General features: G+C 30.5%; 11 protein-coding genes, 2 tRNA genes, 1 riboswitch and 1 other annotated feature. Of the genes, 1 reads left to right on the top strand and 12 read right to left on the bottom strand.

What is annotated here, in order from left to right; genetic code table 11:
- Positions 1 to 139 precede the first annotated feature (139 nt).
- The 3 genes from KIB46_RS10695 to KIB46_RS10685 all read right to left on the bottom strand — a co-directional run bounded on the left by KIB46_RS10695 (position 140) and on the right by KIB46_RS10685 (position 3,866).
- A tRNA-Gly gene (locus KIB46_RS10695) sits at positions 140 to 214 on the bottom strand.
- 5 nt (positions 215 to 219) lie between these two features.
- Positions 220 to 303, bottom strand: a tRNA-Leu gene (locus KIB46_RS10690).
- 164 nt (positions 304 to 467) lie between these two features.
- Positions 468 to 3,866, bottom strand: coding sequence for a glycoside hydrolase domain-containing protein (locus KIB46_RS10685; RefSeq protein ID WP_291671826.1), 3,399 nt, complete (start codon positions 3,864 to 3,866; stop codon positions 468 to 470).
- Between the two features lie 498 nt (positions 3,867 to 4,364).
- Positions 4,365 to 4,577: a binding site (T-box leader), on the top strand.
- 56 nt (positions 4,578 to 4,633) lie between these two features.
- Here KIB46_RS10685 and thrS point away from each other — a divergent pair.
- The gene (gene thrS, locus KIB46_RS10680) at positions 4,634 to 6,565 is read left to right on the top strand and encodes a threonine--tRNA ligase (protein WP_291671825.1); all 1,932 of its coding nucleotides are present in this window, start codon (positions 4,634 to 4,636) and stop codon (positions 6,563 to 6,565) included.
- A gap of 154 nt (positions 6,566 to 6,719) precedes the next feature.
- Here thrS and KIB46_RS10675 read toward each other — a convergent pair whose 3' ends face one another.
- The 9 genes from KIB46_RS10675 to KIB46_RS10635 all read right to left on the bottom strand — a co-directional run bounded on the left by KIB46_RS10675 (position 6,720) and on the right by KIB46_RS10635 (position 17,888).
- Positions 6,720 to 7,652: a carbohydrate kinase gene (locus KIB46_RS10675; RefSeq protein WP_291671824.1), complete on the bottom strand. Its 933-nt coding sequence runs from the start codon at positions 7,650 to 7,652 to the stop codon at positions 6,720 to 6,722.
- Between the two features lie 12 nt (positions 7,653 to 7,664).
- Positions 7,665 to 9,152, bottom strand: coding sequence for a sucrose-6-phosphate hydrolase (locus KIB46_RS10670; protein ID WP_291671823.1), 1,488 nt, complete (start codon positions 9,150 to 9,152; stop codon positions 7,665 to 7,667).
- 23 nt (positions 9,153 to 9,175) lie between these two features.
- The gene (locus tag KIB46_RS10665) at positions 9,176 to 10,603 is read right to left on the bottom strand and encodes a PTS transporter subunit EIIC (protein WP_291671822.1); all 1,428 of its coding nucleotides are present in this window, start codon (positions 10,601 to 10,603) and stop codon (positions 9,176 to 9,178) included.
- A gap of 168 nt (positions 10,604 to 10,771) precedes the next feature.
- Positions 10,772 to 11,764, bottom strand: coding sequence for a LacI family DNA-binding transcriptional regulator (locus tag KIB46_RS10660; protein ID WP_291671821.1), 993 nt, complete (start codon positions 11,762 to 11,764; stop codon positions 10,772 to 10,774).
- Positions 11,765 to 12,000: 236 nt separating this feature from the next.
- Positions 12,001 to 13,263 carry an aminotransferase class I/II-fold pyridoxal phosphate-dependent enzyme gene (locus tag KIB46_RS10655; protein ID WP_111918000.1) on the bottom strand — a complete coding sequence of 421 codons (1,263 nt, stop codon included), beginning with the start codon at positions 13,261 to 13,263 and terminating at the stop codon, positions 12,001 to 12,003.
- Positions 13,264 to 13,363: 100 nt separating this feature from the next.
- A riboswitch (SAM riboswitch) is annotated at positions 13,364 to 13,471 on the bottom strand.
- A gap of 30 nt (positions 13,472 to 13,501) precedes the next feature.
- Positions 13,502 to 14,071, bottom strand: a complete 570-nt coding sequence (locus KIB46_RS10650) for a 5-formyltetrahydrofolate cyclo-ligase (RefSeq protein WP_291671820.1) — start codon at positions 14,069 to 14,071, stop codon at positions 13,502 to 13,504.
- A 78-nt stretch (positions 14,072 to 14,149) separates the two neighbouring features.
- Complete coding sequence (locus tag KIB46_RS10645; protein WP_291671819.1) at positions 14,150 to 15,277, bottom strand: hypothetical protein; 1,128 nt, start codon at positions 15,275 to 15,277, stop codon at positions 14,150 to 14,152.
- A gap of 90 nt (positions 15,278 to 15,367) precedes the next feature.
- Positions 15,368 to 16,345, bottom strand: coding sequence for a homoserine dehydrogenase (locus KIB46_RS10640; RefSeq protein ID WP_291671817.1), 978 nt, complete (start codon positions 16,343 to 16,345; stop codon positions 15,368 to 15,370).
- Positions 16,346 to 16,592: 247 nt separating this feature from the next.
- On the bottom strand, positions 16,593 to 17,888 hold the full coding sequence (locus KIB46_RS10635; RefSeq protein WP_291671815.1) for a M18 family aminopeptidase: 1,296 nt from the start codon (positions 17,886 to 17,888) through the stop codon (positions 16,593 to 16,595).
- Positions 17,889 to 17,916 lie beyond the last annotated feature (28 nt).

Below are 17,916 nucleotides of genomic sequence, written 5' to 3'. Positions count from 1 at the left end.
ATTATATTATATCTCATGGGTGGGACTTTATATACCGAAGAAATGATTGAAAATATAAAAATTCAAAAACTACTTGAAGAAATCTATTAAATACAAAAAGCTCTAGCATTTTCGCTAGAGCTTTTTATAAATGTAGCTTTGGAGCGGAAAACGGGATTCGAACCCGCAACATCCACCTTGGCAAGGTGGCGCTCTACCGTTGAGCCATTTCCGCATAAATGGTGCAGATGAAGGGAGTCGAACCCCCACGCCTAAGGCGCTAGATCCTAAGTCTAGTGCGTCTGCCAATTCCGCCACATCTGCATTCATTACCATTATTATACAATACCTTTTCCCTATAAATCAATATCTTTATACTCATTTTATCTTTAACTTTGTAATATAAAAAGCCAGGAGAGCCTTCTTTCTAGTTAATTTACTATCTCCCAGCTTTAATATAATTCAAATAACTTTAATGTCTTACTTTTTTATGCTCGTTTCTTTCTAATAAACATAAAAATCACTCCAGCACCCATAAGCAATAAAATTCCCCATGCAATAAAGTTGCTTGAATCCCCAGTTTTTTCAGTAGCGCTTGCATCTTTATCATCTCCATCTTCATCATTATTGGGATTTTCTGGTTTAATGGGATTTGTTGATGTGGACTTTTTAACAGTTACTTTAATTTCTTTACTAGCATTTCCATCATTGCTTTTTACATTAACAAAAGTATTTCCTTCTTTTACAGCAGTGATGTATCCATCTTTTACTGTTGCTACTGTTTCGTCATCGCTTGACCAATTTAATGATTTATCTGTTGCATTTTCAGGAACTACTTTACAATCTACCTTAATACTTTTTCCTTCACTTAATACAACTTCATCTTTATCAGTAATAATTGTTTCAACAAGTACATTCTGTTGTGCAATGTATTCTTTAGATAAAGTCATAACACCTTCGCGCATACGTTCTGTTTCTGTAAATACAATCTTACGCTCTTCTTCACTTGCAGCTACAGCACTTCCATATCCATTTCCGCCTTGTTTTGGTCTTCTCATTGACTCAACTAGTTCAGTAATCTCAGTATTTAGTTCTTCTGACTTTTCCATAAGATATTTCGCCTTATTAATATCACGTACACCTTTTTTTAGCATTTCATATCTTGGTGTACTGTAATAATAATCAGGATTTGAATCATCACCCTTTTCTACAGGATAAATGAACCATCCATCCCCTGGCTCCCAATACTTATATGTCACATTATTTAATGGATCTTGTACCCAATTATCCCAAGCCCAACGCATAAATCCATCTGTATTATGAGCTAATGTGTACCACATCATCCATGTATTATCAGCTGGATCACTAATTGTAAAGTTTCCTGGATAATCTCCTGTACATGCATAAATGGTAGTTGTTAATCCAAGATTTCTACGATGTTCAGACATTTCTCTCATTTTATCACTTTGATGAGATACATGACTTACCCCTATAGATATATCATCAATACGATCAGTAAATGAATAATCTGTCTGACTGTCATAATTAAATGCTGATGAAATTTTAAAACTTTCACCATTTTCATCCTTTACTGATTCAATTAAATCTACAGCTGGACGTAATTGTTCTAAGCCACGTTCATCCATAGAAATATATGTCATATCAAACCAACCTTTTTCCTTACTGTGTTTCATAAAATCTCTTAAAAATGGTTTCCACATATCTATCCAGTCTTGATTTCCCGGATTAAATGTATAACTAACATTTCTTCCTAAAGCTTCATCATAATAAGCTATTGTATTATTCCAAGGAACAATACTATAGCATTTTATCTGCCCAATATTATTTTCTGGATCTAGCACTCCACATTCTATCTGGAAATTAATCCATGCATCATACCATGTATAATCAAATTCAAATGTTCCATCTTTCTTCTTTGTCCACTTTACCATAGATGGATCACTGTAATATGATTGATGTCCCCACGCTTCTTCAACAATATTTGCAACTACATCTTTTCCACCTAAGTCTTGATATTCTTTCATTGAAGAACGCATATATTTAAAATGTTCTTCAGTAAAATATTCTTCTTCTTCTACACCATAGTAGTTTGCTACAGCAAATGGATGTTGCCAAATTTGAATTTGTGTATCAGTTTCACTTGTTTCTGGCTGAACTAAATCAAGGACTTCAAGTTGATAATCAAATTCATATGCCTTATCTAATTCATCTGCTGTTACTTTAATTTTACCTTTATATATCCCTGGTTTTGCATCCTTAGGTATGTTTATCTTAATCCATGCAGATTGTACTGTTTCTGGTTCAATATCAATCTTTCCACCTTTGTATATTACATCTGGAAATGGTTTTACAGGTGCAGAACTATTTCCACGACCAATATTAGCCATTACTTCTTTCAACCATTTTACTTCGATGTTAGACGCTTTAATTAAAGAATTGTCACTCTTAAAATCACTTGCAATAACTTGTACATTATGAACTTTCTCATCTCTAGAACAGGTTACAATCTTAGAATTTAACACATCTCCTCTCCAAGCAACATCGCTCCAAGTTTCTTTGTACTGACTCATAAGCTTATAGTAATCATCTTGTGTATCCAATATATCTGTAGATCCTATGAATGCTGATAAATACTCAATAGCTGGTACTACTTTAACATTAACTTCCGCCTTAATGTTTGTTCCTTTTATTGAAGCTATTACCTTTGTAGTAGCTTCTACTTTACTTACTGCACTAATCATTCCTGTAGAATCTACCGTTACAATATCTTCATCTTCACTTTGCCAAACAACTTCTTTATTTGTTGCTATACTTGGTGAAACATTTGCATTAACCTTTCTTGTCATACCGCTTTCTAATAATAAATCATACTCACTTAATGCAATATTTGTAGCATTAATTGGTGTCTTGTGATACACTTTAGCAAAATCAACCTGAATTGCTTTATTTGATTCCTCTGGTAATGCAACTTTAAGTATATGCTCACCTTCTACTAAATTCTCAGAAGCATAAATTAATTGTTGGTGCTTATTGCTTCCTACAGTAGTTCCATCTGCAATTCCAACCTTTTCTCCATCTATAAACACATCATATACACCATGTGCTTCATTCTTAGTTGCATAAATTTCAATCTTTGATCCTATAAACTTAATCTCATAATAGTCACCTGAATATGCATAATGTTCATCTCCGTTAGAAAATATTTCTGGGGATCCACTACCGCTTTTCCAGTTTCCTGTATACTTAAATTTAAAAAGCTCACTTTTAGTTGTAGTGTCGCTATCTTCAATTTTAGAAATATACGTTCCTATATCCCCTTCAGTTTCTTCAGAAATCCCAAATATCTTCACATAATCAACTTCTCCGTCTGCAGCTGATGAATTAACACTCTTTGTTCCTGATAACTCAACTTTTAATATATGTTCTTCATAATCAAGCCCTGTTTTAGAATATAACTTTTGATTAGACATTATACTTGAGCTGTATGCATCTACCGTATCAATCTTTTTTCCATCTAGATAAATATTATATATACCTAAATTGGGTTGCTTTTCTCCATAAAGTTCAATTCCAGTACCCTTAAATTTAACACTATAGCTTGGAAGATCATCACCTTCTGTATAATTTTCAAAATTAAACCAATGTTCATCTCCTCCGTTGAATCTATCTGGGTATCCAACACTAGTTTTCCAGTTACCTTGAAAATTAAACTTATTTACCCCTTCTCCTATGTCAGAATCATTGATAATCAACTCACTACTAGCAGCTTTTATACTCAATACTTGAAATGGAAATAGTGCTAATATAATCATTAAGGCTAAAATAATACTAGTAACCTTTTTAATTTTTAAACGCTTTACTTTCATATTTCCTCCTAATATTAATTATTGAATATGTGCAAATACCTATTTAGATATTAATTTTTATTACATCTTTTTAATATATATCATTATAACGTTTACTTTAATTGGCGATGATAATATACTCTTTAACTTAGAACGTACTAAAAATATTCAATATCCTCCTTCCTAATATTGATTGCTTAACATTATTTATAGATACCTCCTCACCTATATTCTTAATAGATACAAAGCTCATTTTTTTAGATTATATCTACCTATAATTAAAGAGTATAGAAAGAAAACAGTTCTGTATTTACATTATATAGTAATGAATTTGTGTTTTTTAACTATTTTCAGCAACAATATTTTCAAATATATAAATATATCAAATGGTACAACTTATATTTATATCTACTTCTAGTAGTTTTTCTTTACTGTATATGTAAATATTATTTATTTTAATAATTTAACATGTTGACATAAAAAAATTAAATAACTATAATTAATAAATAAAATATAATTTTTAAAACGTTGAAGAGAAGAGTAAGTTATTTACTTCATTTTCAGAGAGAGGATACATTAGCTGAAAGTATCTTTAAATGAACATAACTGAAGACCACCTCTGAGTGACTCTAATAAAGTCCGTAATTATCACGTTACGATAAACTTAAGCGACCTATAATATATTTTTATGGGTAATTAGAGTGGAACCACGGATATTTCTTCGTCTCTATATTTTTAGAGAACGGAGTTTTTTTATTTTAGAAAAGAATTTGGAAGGAGATATAAAAATGATTAAAGTTACTTTAAAAGACGGTTCAATTAAAGAATTTGAAGACGGACTATCAGTACTTGATATAGCTAAATCTATTAGTGAAGGATTAGCTAGAAACGCATGTTGCGGTATTATTAATGGAAAAGTTGTAGACCTTCGTCACATTGTTAATGAAGATGTGGAGCTTGCTATATGCACATTTGATTCTCAAGAAGGTAAGGATGCTGTAAGACACAGTATATCTCACGTTTTAGCTTATGCTGTAAAAAGATTATTCCCAGAAGCAAAGCTTGCTATTGGACCATCCATTGAAAATGGATTCTACTATGATTTCGATAGAGATATAGCTTTCTCAGCTGAAGATGTTGAAAAGTTAGAAGAAGAAATGAAAAAAATAATTAAGGAAAATCCAGCTATAGAAAGATTTGAGCTTCCAAGAGATGAAGCTTTAAAATTAATGGCAGATGAGCCTTACAAAGTTGAATTAATAAATGACCTACCAGAAGATGAAGTTATTTCATTCTACAAAATGGGTGATTTCACAGACTTATGTGCTGGACCACACTTAATGTCAATTAAAAATGTAAAAGCAATAAAACTTCTTAGAACTGCTGGTGCATACTGGAAGGGTGATGAAAAGAATAAAATGCTTTCTAGAATCTATGGTACTGCATTCTTAAAGAAAGCTGACTTAGATGCTTATCTAGAAGCTTTAGAAGAAGCTAAAAAGAGAGATCACAATAAATTAGGAAGAGAACTTGGAATATTTACAACTCATGAAAATGTAGGTCAAGGACTTCCTCTATTCATGCCAAAGGGGGCTAAACTTTTCCAAACTCTTCAAAGATGGATTGAAGATGAAGAAGAAAGAAGAGGATATGTTTTAACTAAGACTCCATATATGGCTAAGAGTGACCTATACAAAGTATCTGGTCACTGGTCTCACTATAAAGATGGTATGTTTGTTTTAGGTGATGAAGAAAAAGATGATGAAGTTATGGCTTTAAGACCAATGACTTGTCCATTCCAATTCACTATATATAATGCAGAACAACACAGCTATAGAGACCTTCCAATAAGATATGCTGAAACTTCAACTCTATTCAGAAATGAATCATCAGGAGAGATGCACGGACTAACTAGAGTTAGACAATTCACTTTATCTGAAGGTCACATAATTGTTACTCCTGAACAACTTGAAGAAGAATTCAAAGGAGTTGTTGATTTAATTAACTACGTTATGGATACTTTAGGAATCTCTGAAGATATAACTTACAGATTCTCTAAATGGGATCCAACAGACAAGATTAAATATATAGATAACGCTAAGGCTTGGGAAGAAACTCAAGTTATAATGAAAAACATCTTAGATCACATTGGAATTCCATATGTTGAAGCTGCTGGTGAAGCTGCATTCTATGGTCCAAAGCTTGATATTCAATGTAAGAATGTTCACGGAAAAGAAGATACAATAATAACTGTTCAAATTGACTTTGCATTAGCAGATAGATTTAATATGACTTACATCGATAAAGATGGTAATAAGAAAACTCCTTATATCATTCATAGATCATCAATTGGATGCTATGAAAGAACAATTGCTACTTTAATCGAAAAGTATGCTGGAGCATTCCCAACTTGGATGGCACCAGTTCAAGCTAAGATTTTACCAATATCAGATAAATATAATGATTATGCTGAATCTATTGTTAAATCTCTTAGAAATAAGGGAATTAGAATTGAAGCTGACTACAGAGCTGAAAAGATAGGATATAAGATAAGAGAAGCTAGATTAGAAAGAGTTCCTTATATCTTAGTTGTTGGTGAAAAAGAAGCTGAAAACAATGCTGTTGCTGTTAGAAGTAGAAAAAATGGTGATGAAGGAAGCATGGCATATGCAGACTTTGAAGCTAGAATTCTTGAAGAGATAGCAAACAAAGAAAGATAGTAAAGATGGGGCTGTTGCACTAAATAATTAGTGCATAGCTCCTTTTTTAATTCTTTAGGAAATTATAATTGAAAAAATATAGTTTCTTATCTTTTTAAAAAGTTAAGAACTTAAGAACTTATATTAAAAAAGAAGCTGTACACACAGCTCCTTTTTATTCACTCTCTATATATGACTCTACTTCCTCCATTGTAGGGATAGATGTTATTGCTCCATAGTTTGTGCAAGTTATTGCTCCAACCTTATTAGCAAACTCAATTATTTTCTTCCAATTATCAAATGATACATCATTTTTATTATCTATTTTTGATAATTGTGATAATACAGCTCCTACAAACGCATCCCCTGCTCCAGTTGAATCCTTTTGTTTTATTTTGATAGAGCCAATAACAATTGCCTTTCCATCTTTAATTATCATAGTACCTTCTTTTCCTAAAGTAATTGCTATTGCATTCAATTTACTATTTATCAAAGACTTAACGGCTAATTCTATATTATCAGTTTCAGTTAGAAGCTTAGCCTCTTCATCACTTATCTTTATAAATTCAGCTTCCCTCATAAAATTCCAACAATCATCTTTATATTGTTTCATTATATCATCTGTTATTAATACTTCTCTATAGTTAGGATCAAATGTTATTGTTGCCTTTTTATTCTTAGCATCTTCTAAAACTTTATAATAAGTATTTCTAAGATTTCCTGGTAAAAATGCTGTTGCTGATCCAAAATGAACTATAGTATCACTATCTATTGATAAATCATTTATATCAACCTCATATTCTCCATCTCCACCTCTATAAAAATCAAAGTTTCTTTCTCCAGATTTATCTAGGGAGACCATAGCTAAGGTTGTCCTTCTTTCTTTTTTTAGATACTTTGTATCTACATTATTATCTATTAGAACCTCTTCTAAATATTTACCAAAGTTATCTTTACCTACTTGCCCTAAAAAGTAAGCTTTTCCTCCTAACTTGCTAATTGCTACTGCAACATTTGCTGGAGCTCCCCCTGGTTTCTTGCTATATTCCTCTCCATTGTTAGATACAAAATCTATTAGTAGTTCTCCAATACAATATACTTTTTTCATTGTACTACTCCTTTAATCTAAAATTCCTGAATTCAACACATGCTTAGTATAATTATATCTTATTTCATTATCTGCATATATCTCTATTCCTGTAGACTTTTCTAATGGAAATACCCTTGTACTCATAGTTATTTTGCCACCATCTATAAATATTTCAACTATACTATTATCAACTATAACTTCAATATCTATATTTTTATCTATATTTATTTCTGCTTCTCTAGTTAATCCATATCCTTCAACAAATCTATTCTTCATTTTATTTCTATTTAAGGAAACACTATTATTTTCTCTATTGAAGTTTAACTCTAGTCTTTCTTCATTAGAAGAACATAAATTTATCCCAAAATTATTTGCTTCATTTAAAGTTAAATTCGCTTTCAAATAATAAGTATTATTGTCATTTGCTATTATTTCTTTTTTATTAACAATTCCATTTTCACTTACTACTAACTTACTTAATTTTAGTATCTCCTTAGCTGGTTTTTGTATTAATTTATTATTACTAATGGATAATTCTCTAGGAAAGGTTAGACAATGTGCCCATAACTTTTTATCTGTTGGGTATTTAAATTCTCCCATTCCAGCCCAAGCAAACAGTAATACTTGTCCATCTTTTCCTTTAAAACTTTGTGGTGCATAAAAATCAAAGCCTTTATCTAGTTCTTCATATGAATCCACCTTAAATTTCAAATTATCTATATCTAGTTTTCCTATTGCATATATTACATTAAATATATTGTTATATTTGTTTCCTTCCTCATCTATACCTTGTGGGGAAAATATTAAAACATCTTTATCATCTATTCTCACATAATCAGGACATTCCCACATGTAACCAAATTCTTTAGGAAAATTCTCTAATTCCAGCTCACCAATTAATTCCCATTTGATTCCGTCAATAGATTTATACATAATAAATGTTCCAGTTTCATTTACTCTTTGTGCACCAAGTATCATGTAATAATTTTCTTTTAATTTAAAAACCTTAGGATCTCTTACATGTCCTGTATATCCATTAGGAACACCTTCAATTATAGGATTATTCTCATACTTCTTTATTTCGCCATCTTTATTCATTATGGCTAAACATTGATTTGCACTCCTATTATTTTTATCAAATTTTATATTTCCAGTATAGTATAAATACAACTCTTCATTTATTTCAATTGAATTTCCCGAGTAAGCTCCATGTGATTCGTACGTTTCAGTTGGAATTATCGCAACTGGTAGTCTATTCCATGAAACTAAGTCCTCTGATTCTAAATGAGCCCAATGCTTCATTCCATGTGTAACTCCAAAAGGATACCATTGGTGAAAAACATGATATTTTCCGTTAAAATAAGCTAATCCATTGGGATCATTTAGCAATCCATATTGTGGATATATATGATATATAGGTTTCCATAGCTTATCTTTTGCTTTATCTTTTAGCTCTAAAAGTTCTTCATTTGTTGCTTCTAATATAGTTCTATGTTTTTCTTCTTTAAAAATATCCATCAATACATCCTCTCTTTAACTAACTATTTTATCTTCAATTTCACTTTTCCATATAGAATTGTAAATATCGCTCCTGCTAATAATGCTATAAGATGAGCTATTAAATAATTTAAGTGTCCATTATTTTCAGCCGCTACAATAGCAAGTCCAGGAATAGCTGTAGCTCCAAATCCTATTGCTGATACCTTAGTTATATAAATGTACGCTCCACCTAGGGTAGCTGCTAAACACCCCGCTATTAATGGAAACTTATTCTTTAATGTTACACCAAAAATTGCTGGTTCTGATATTCCAAAAAGAACTGATCCAAATGATGATATGCAAATTTGCTTTGTTTTATCATCTTTCCATTTTAAATATAAATATCCTAATACAGCTCCACCTTGTGCAATTAATGCTATTGACATTAAAGGCATTATAAAGTTTCTACCTGTATCTGCTATTAATTGAGCTTCTACAGCTCCTATAACATGATGTAATCCTGTAATAACTATTATTTGTTGAATTCCTGCGAATAGCATATATCCTAATATACCTAAGTTTTCTGTAGACCATAATAATGATGTTGTTACAATATTAGCTAATTCACGACCTATTGGACCTATTATAGTAAATAATAAAAATGTAGCTACTATAACTGTAGATATTGGTGATAAAAATAATTTAACCATATCTGGTATTTTCTTATTGAAGAATTTATCTAACTTAGCAGTTACAAATCCCATCATTAAAGCTATTATTATTCCACCTTGGAATGCAACTAACTCTACTTTTAAACCAAATAAGTTAATTACTTCTGGTTCTACACTTCCATTAGCAGCTGAATATGCATTTGCTAGGTCTGGATGTAGCATTATAGCTCCAATAACTAAACCTAAAACTGGAGAACCACCATAACGTTTAGTAGCTGAATATGCTACTAAAAGTGGTAATATTGTAAATATACCTGTAGATGCTATTTGTATAAACCTATTTAAACCTGCTAAAGCTGGATACATTTCTACTATTGATTGTTCACCAAATATACCTTGTTGGCTTAATAATCCTGTAATTCCCATTAATAAAGCTGCTGCAAGTAAACCTGGAATTATTTCAACAAATACATCTGATAATGATTTTATTGACTTTTGAAACCAATTTTGTTTTTGAGAAGCTACTGCTTTTACTTCTCCTAATGACATTTCACCTTTACCTGTTTCTTCTATAAATGCATCATAAACATTGTTTACAGTACCTGCACCAAATATTATTTGTAATTGATCTCCTGCAATAAATACTCCCTTAACTAAATCAATTTTCTCAATTGCTTTTAAGTCTGCCCTATCATTATTATTCAAAATTAGTCTTAATCTAGTAGCACAGTGAGCTGCCCCTTGCACATTTTCTTTTCCCCCAATAAACTTCAATAGTTCCTGAGAAATTAATTTGTATTGTTCTTTCTTTTGGCTCATTTTAATCCTCCCATCTTGGAAACCGGTTTCCAAAGTTCTATAAATAAAATATAGCACTATTCTTTTTTTAATTCAATGCTTTCAGAAAACTTTTTCATAAATAAGTTTACAATTTCTCATATTATTAAAAAAAGTTATGAAATTTAATAAAATCTCATAACTTTACTCTTAATTTTTTATTTTTTTAATACTATTTCCTTTAATTAAATCAAATCCTATTGTTTGAAGATCCGGAATCTCCTTTCCTTCAATCATACTAATTATACTGTTAGCCGCAATATTTCCCACTTCTTCATTATGAAACTTAATTGTAGTTAAACTAGGTGTAATAATCTCTGATATATCATATCCTCCAAATCCAGATAAAGATATATCATCTTTAACCATCTTGCCTAATGACTGCATTGCTTTTAACACACCTAAGGCTATATTATCTGTAGCACATATAACCATTGTTGGATTATAATTTTGTAATACCTTATAAGCTATTTTTTCTGTTGTTTTGGTTGTAAAATCTGTAATCTCAACTCTAATTTCTTCAACATTATATTCTTTTAGCTTATCTATTATCCCAGCTTTACGTTTTACTCCAACAGCTATATCAAATTCATCTACCCCAAAATATAATATTTTTTTATGTCCTAGCTTCGCTACATATTCCCCAATAGTTGCTCCAGCATTATAATCATCATTTGCTATTGATTTAACTTCCTTACATTCCTGTCCTACTATTAAAACAGGCACCCTCAACTTATTTATAATCTCTTTATGCCTACTTGTAATTTCAGTAGCTACTAAAATTATTCCGTCTACTTTTAATCTATTCAAACTCTCTAAGCTATCTATTTCTAAATCCTTATTGTGACTAGTATTTAGTATTAATGGATTATACGAATTTTCCCTTAATGTTCTATCTATAGACATTATAACTCTTGATGTAACAATTGAATCTAAACATGGTGCTATAATTCCTATAAACTTACTTCTTTTTGCTTTCAAACTTTGTGCAAATGCATTAGGTTCATAATTATTTTCTTCTACTACTTTTTTTATCTTTATTTTTGTTGCTTCACTAACACTTCCACCATTTAAGTATTTAGAAACTGTACTTTTTGCCACACCTGCTAATTCAGCAATATCCTTAATAGTTAAATTACTCATATTTTCTCCTACATAAACTTCACTCTTATTTTATAGTAATTTATTTTGAATATTATATTCTTCTAACTTTAATATATATCAATTATAGGATAAAAATATGTTTATGTAAAAACACATTTTTCTTATTTAATAAAGTATTTTAAATAATTTAATTTCCCTACATCTATCATCACATAAAAAAGGAAGGGAAAATTACCATTCACTTTCCCTTCCACATTTCTTTTATCTTTATTATATTATTTTAACAAAGCTTGTTTTAAGTCATCAATAATATCTTCCACATTTTCTAAACCAACAGATAATCTAACTAATCCTGGTGTAATTCCTGCTGCTTCTAATTGTTCATCTGTTAATTGTCTGTGAGTCGAACTTGCTGGGTGAAGTACGCAAGTTCTTATATCTGCAACATGTACTACATTTGAAGCTAAGTTTAATGAATCCATAAACTTAACCGCTTCTTCTCTTCCCCCTTTTATTGAGAAAGATATTACTCCACTACATCCTTCAGGAAGATACTTATTTGCTAAATTATGATATTTATTTTCTTTTAAAGTAGGATAATTTACAAATTCAATTTTATCTGATGAATTTAAAAACTCTGCTATCTTTTCAGCATTTCTGCAATGTCTTTCTATTCTAACTGGTAATGTTTCTAAACCTAAATTTAATAAAAAAGCATTTTGTGCAGATGGATAACACCCTAAGTCCCTCATAAGTTGAACTCTTGCTTTTGTTATATAGGCTGCTTTTCCAAAGCTCTCAGTATATACAACACCATGATAAGATTCATCTGGTTCAGCAAACTCTGGGAACTTGCCGTTTGTCCAATCAAAATTACCGCTATCTACAATAACTCCACCTACTTGAACTGCATGTCCATCCATATATTTTGTTGTTGAATGGATAACTATATCTGCACCATGCTCTATTGGTCTACACAAAATAGGTGTTGCAAATGTATTATCTATAATTAATGGTACGTTATTTTTATGGGCAATATTAGCAAACTTTTCTATATCTAATATTGAAATAGCTGGATTTGCAATAGTCTCTCCAAATACAGCTTTAGTAGTATCTTTAAATGCTTTTTGGATTTCCTCCTCTGATGCATCTGGGTCAACAAAGGTACATTCTATACCAAATTTCTTAAGAGTAACTGCCAAAAGATTTATTGTTCCCCCATATATAGTAGCTGCACTTACAATATGGTCACCTGCACTAAGTATATTTAATATACTTATCATCGATGCTGCTTGACCAGATGTAGTACATAGGGCACCTACTCCCCCTTCTAATGATGCTATCTTTTCCTCAACTGCCCCAACAGTAGGATTAGATATTCTTGAATACATATGCCCATTTGCTGTTAGATCAAATAATTTACCTATTTGATCTGTTGATTCATAAGTATAAGTTGTGCTTTGATATATTGGCAAAGCTCTTGGTTCTCCATTTTTAGGCTTATAGCCCTCATGTAAACACTTTGTTTCTATTTTCATAATAGCCCTCCTAATAATTTTATATAAAAAATAAAGCTATCTATCAAAGAGATAAATAGCAACAACGACATAATTTATATTAACTTCGTCATAACTTAATCTCTCATTTCTCAGGAAACTCCTGCAGGATTTAGCACAGTTCTAATAAATGAATATTAGTTGTTGCTAGGCTTCATAGGGCCAGTCCCTCCACCATTCTTAATAAAAGATTATACGATTAATCTAATTATACACCATCTTATTTACTTTTCAAGCATTTTATGGTTTCTTTTTCTGTAATTACCATATCAACTTTTATATCATGTTTTTCAGAGGGTAATTCTTCTAATATTTGAATATTATAAGCTAATGCTATAGTTGGAATATCACTACTCATTTCACATAAAAATTTGTCATAATATCCTCCTCCATAGCCAACTCTATTTCCACTTCTATCAAAAGCTACCCCTGGCATTATTACTAAATCTATATCATCTTTGTTAAATATCTTAGAAGTATCTGTGGGCTCTAATATTCCAAATTTATTTTTCTTTAATCCATCTAAAGTATTTATCTCTATTCCATGCATTACTTTATTTTTCATATCTGTATATGGAATAATTATTTTCTTTCCTTCATAAAGAAAGTCTTCCACATATTTAATAGTATTTATCTCGCTTCCAAAACCTAAATATATGAAAATATTTTTGCTATTTTTATATATCTTATTATTTCTTAACCTCTCCTCAATTACTTTATCTAGTTCACTTTTGTTCTTTAACAAATCTCTTTTTGCAATTACTTCTCTTCTTATCTCTTTTTTATTCATATTAACCACCAAAATAGAGAAACCCAAGCGTTATTTGCTTGAGTTTCTTAATTATTCTTATTGCTTATTTTAACCTAACTAATTACTTCCTACAATAACTTCTAAGTTCTTAATCTTTACATCACACTCTTCAACTACTACATAGTGTTCTAAGAACTTATCAAAGATAACGTCTGTATCCTTTAAGTAGAATTCATTTAATCCAACTTCAAACTCTACTTCTGCTCCCTCTACAGGACAGAAATAAACAACTTCATCATCGTAATGATCTAACATATAATTAAGTATTAATTCATTTAGTTTTTCACATACAACTAGATATGCTACTTCCATACCCTTTTTCTTATGTATTAAAGAAAATATACAAGCAGTAGTTCCTAATATACCTTCTTCTTTACTTCTTACATTATATTTATTTTCATAGAAGCTCTTAATAGCTTTTACCCTAACTTCAAACTTATTTTCTATTGCATAGTTTAATTTACTTTCTACAGAATCATTATACTCATCTATTATTCTTACTAAATCTTCATAAGATATATCTGATCCCTTTACCTTAGTTAAATCTGTAACTTGAACAACCTTTTCAACAACCTTCTCAATCACATTCTCAACCACGTTCTCAACAACCTTTTCTTCTATTTTATTCTTTTCCTCTTTTACTTCTTCATTAGAACTATTGTAATAGTAATTAAAATAGTCTTCATTAGTTGTATTTTCTTCTAAAGAAGCAACATCTCCTTGAACAGGTTGTACAACTTCCATCTCTGGGATTTCTTCTGCAGCTTCCTTTGCTTCTACCCATTGGCTGTCTACTATAGGATCTTCAACTATTTCTTCTAAGTTATTCTCATCATCATTAACTAATATAACTTCGTCATCTAGCTTAATATTAGATGAACCAAAATCACTATTATCTTCTTCTGCTATTAAATCTAGGTCATCATCATATCCTAATAAATCGTCATCTACATCTGCTTCTCCCATAAGATCTTTTAATATATCTTTTTGAAGCTCTTCTTCATAAAGTTCTGTTTCACTTTTTAAAGTCACTATATTTCCTTCTACCTTAAACTTTGGTGATTGTTGTAATGCCTCTAATATATCTTCCTTCTTTAATTCAGGAAACCAAGCATATACAGCACTTAAAGTTAATTGTCTTAACCCCATAAGCATAAATTCAAGTTTACTTAACATTCTCTCCATAAATACCACCTCAACGCCTTAATTTAACATAAACACCCTACAGTTAATATTTTATACTATTATGGAAATATTTACAACGAATTTTTCTTTTTACTTTAAATTTGTTATATCTCTAACTATTGATGCAGCTGCGTTTTCTACCCCTGAAGCTCCCCCTGTAACTGTAATATTTCCCAGAATATCAGTCTTGAATAAAATCCCCTTATTTTTCCCATCTACACTATGTAAACTATGTTCATAATTTAATATTTCTGGTGAAACTTTTATTTTTATTTCATCATTTTCTTTATACGTTTTTCCCAAAAGTTTAATTTTATTCCCTTTATCCTTTGCCCTATTAATAACTTCTTTAGATAAATTACTTATACCAGCTATATCCACATCCTTTAATGTTATTTGTGAATTAAAAAAATAGTTGGTAAGTATAATCATTTTTATGGCAGTATCATACCCTTCCACATCCATATAAGGATTAGTTTCAGCTATGCCTATGCTTTGTGCTTTATGTAAAGCTTCCTCATAGCTAACTGACTTTTCTAACATCTCACTTAGAATAAAATTACTTGTTCCATTTAATATTCCTTCAATACCTAATATATCTGCTCCCGCACAACCAACTGAACCACCTTCTATAGTAGGAAGTGCAGCTCCCACTGTGCATCCTATTCCTAACTTAGCACTATTTTCTTTAGCTAACTTTTTTAACCCCATATAATCTATTAATATAGGTCCCTTATTGCCAGTAACTACACTTATACCATTTTTCAATGCTAACTTTATAAAGGACAATCCAGGTTCTCCAGTGTCTTTATTGGTTGGAGTAAGTTCAATTAAATAATCGATACCAATATCTATAACATTCTCTAAGTTTAGCCCATTTGACCAAAGTTCATGTCTATGCAAGTTACCTTCATTTATTAATATACTATCTATATTTATTCCACTTTTACAGGCAATACCACCATCACTCTTTATTATGAACTTTATATTAAAATTATATTTTTTCTTTTTTATTAGCCTAACTAATGCTTTTCCAACTCCGCCATACCCTATTATTCCTATATTCATGCTCTCTCCCCAATCTTAAGTATCAAAAATGTTTGATGGATATTTATTTTGCTTGTTCCGTCTCTAAGCTCCAAGTCACATCAAAACAAATATCCACCACACTCCTGCTAAAGGTAAGAAAATTATAAAATTATTGTCCTTTATTTTATATTTTTTAATATAAAACTATAATAATACCTTTGATTTATATCTAATTAAAATTTTATATTTTCCTATTTTAAAAAAACTCGCAAAGCGAGTTTCTTTATTATATATTATAAAATTCAGTAAATGCTTTTACTGTATATTCATTATCTTCCACACTTGCTAACTCTCTTACAGAATGCATTGATAATAAAGGTGCTCCCATATCAACAACTGGAATACATAAATTAGCTGCTGTTATTGGACCTATTGTAGTACCACCTCTTACATCCGATCTATTAACAAACACTTGACATGGAACATTTGCTTTTTCACAAACGCCCTTAAATATTGCAGATGCATAACTATCAGTTGAGTAACTACCTGATGCTGCCATCTTAATTACAGGGCCTCCACCTAGTACTGGTTTATTAACTGGATCATGCTTTTCCACCTGATTTGGGTGAACAGCGTGAGCTAAATCTGCTGATATCATAACTGAATTTGATAAAGCTCTCATAAACTCTTCTCTTTCTTTTCCTAAAGCTAGTGTAATTCTTTCTAAAACTGTTTGTAATAGAGTTGAGTTTGCACCTTGAGCTGTTAAACTTCCAATCTCTTCATTATCTATACATACCATAACCTTTGTAGCTTTAGAATCATTACTGTCTATAAGCGCTCTAACTCCAGCATAAACCATCCATAAATCATCAAGTCTTCCTGCAGAAATTAATTCCTCTTCTAAACCTAACAAACAACCCTTTTCACATTCGTATAAGAATAAATCAAAATCTAAAATTTCTTCTATTTTTACTCCTAATTCATCACTTATTAACTTTAAAAGATACCCCTCTTTTTCAAACTTTTCATTTATAAAACCTAATAGTGGTAATGTATCTTTTTGTCTATTAATTGCATAACCTTCATTAACACTTCTATTCATATGAATAGCTAAGTTCGGTATTATCAATAATGGTTTCTTAAAATCTATTAGCTTTATTGAAGGCTTTAAAGGATTTTCTCCCCTTAGCGCAACCCTACCTGCTAATGAAAGTGGTCTATCAAACCAAGTACTTAAAATTGGACCACCATAAACTTCAGTATTTAATTTTACATACTTATTTTCTACCTTCATTTCTGCATTAGGCTTTATTTTAAATGTAGGTGAATCAGTATGTGCTCCTATTAACTTAAATCCACTGTTTTCAATTTCTTCACTTCCTATTTGAAATGCTATTATTGCAGAACCATTCTTCATAAAGTAATATTTGCCACCACTAGTTAAATTCCACTTTTCACTTTCCTTTACTTCCTTATAACCAACTTTGTCTAGCATGTTCTTTACTGTATATGCTCCATGATAAGCAGTTGGACTTTCATTTATAAATTCCATCAATTCTTTTGCTAATTCTTTTTTCATGTTTATACTCCTTAATTTTATCTTATAG

The organism is Clostridium sp., from assembly GCF_018372875.1.
Classification (GTDB): domain Bacteria; phylum Bacillota; class Clostridia; order Clostridiales; family Clostridiaceae; genus Clostridium.
Note: the sequence above shows the minus strand (reverse complement) of the source record. Positions and strands in the feature narration are given on the sequence as shown.